At 74.1% G+C, this 1,071-nt stretch carries 2 pseudogenes; both read left to right on the forward strand.

The features are described from left to right. Positions 1–577: pseudogene (locus FNQ90_RS24395) on the forward strand (precorrin-6y C5,15-methyltransferase (decarboxylating) subunit CbiE); the annotation flags it as partial. Between the two features lie 255 nt (positions 578–832). After that, positions 833–1,071, forward strand: a pseudogene (locus tag FNQ90_RS24400) (hypothetical protein); the annotation flags it as partial.

Genomic DNA, 1,071 nt, shown 5'->3' on the forward strand with positions numbered 1-1,071 from the left:
GCCGCGGGGGTGGGGTCTGCCCCCCACCGCGTACGGGGAATCCGCCGCGCCGACCGCGCCCGGTGACGGGGCGTCGGGAGAACCCGCCGACGATCCCCACCTGCGCGCCGCCCAACTCGCCGCGCTGGGACCCGGGCCGGGCGATCTGGTCTGGGACGTGGGTGGCGGAGCCGGGTGGACCGCGTTGGAGGCCGCGCGACAGGGCGCGGCGGTCATCGTCGTGGATCGCGACGCGCGCTCCTGCGCGCGGATCTCCGCCACCGCCCGCAGGCTCGGCATCCCACTGCGGGTCGTGCACGGCGCCGCCCCCCAGGCCCTGGCCGACCTTCCGGAACCCGACGTGGTGCGGATCGGGGGCGGGGGCCCGCGCACCCTGCTCGCCTGCGTGGACCGACGTCCCCAGCGCGTCGTCGGACACGCCCTCACCCGCGACGAGGCGGAGGCAGCCGGCCGGGTCCTCTCGGGGGCCGGCTACACCGTTCGGTGCGCCCTGCTCCAGACCGTGGAGTTGGAGACGGGCAGTTGGACGGAACAGGGCCGGAACGTGACCTTTCTGCTCGTGGGCAGTCGGATGTGAACATCACAACGAAAGCGCCGGTGACAAAGCGGATGTTCCGGTTTCCTTCGGTCACCCGGAGGCGGGAACGTCACCCGTGGCGGGTACGCTGATGGATCGTTGCGCCGCCGGTCGGGTATCGGCTTTCCTCACGCAATGTCCGGAAGCCCGGGAACGTGGGGTTCCGTCGAGGTCCCGCCGGCGCTCGTTTCCCGCGACGGGGGGAGCACACCCGCCGGGACCGCCAGGACACCTTTCGACGGGCGAGGGATACGCATGACGGAGACCGGCCACATCCCGGAGCGGGGCATGCCGGAGCACACCGGGGCGCCCGGCGGACACTTCGCGCCGCCTCCGCACCCCGGTGTCGGGCCGGTGCCGGGGGAACCCGGCGATCCCGAGGAACCCGAGGAGGACGAACTCCTCATGCCCGGCTTCCACGGGTCCTGGGGGGACACCCCGCAGGCACTCGGCGGAGGCTACGCGACCCCGCCGGCCGGGACCCCGGTACCCCC

Origin of the sequence: Streptomyces alkaliphilus, from assembly GCF_014141535.1 — a bacterium.
Taxonomy (GTDB): Bacteria; Actinomycetota; Actinomycetes; order Streptomycetales; family Streptomycetaceae; genus Streptomyces; species Streptomyces alkaliphilus.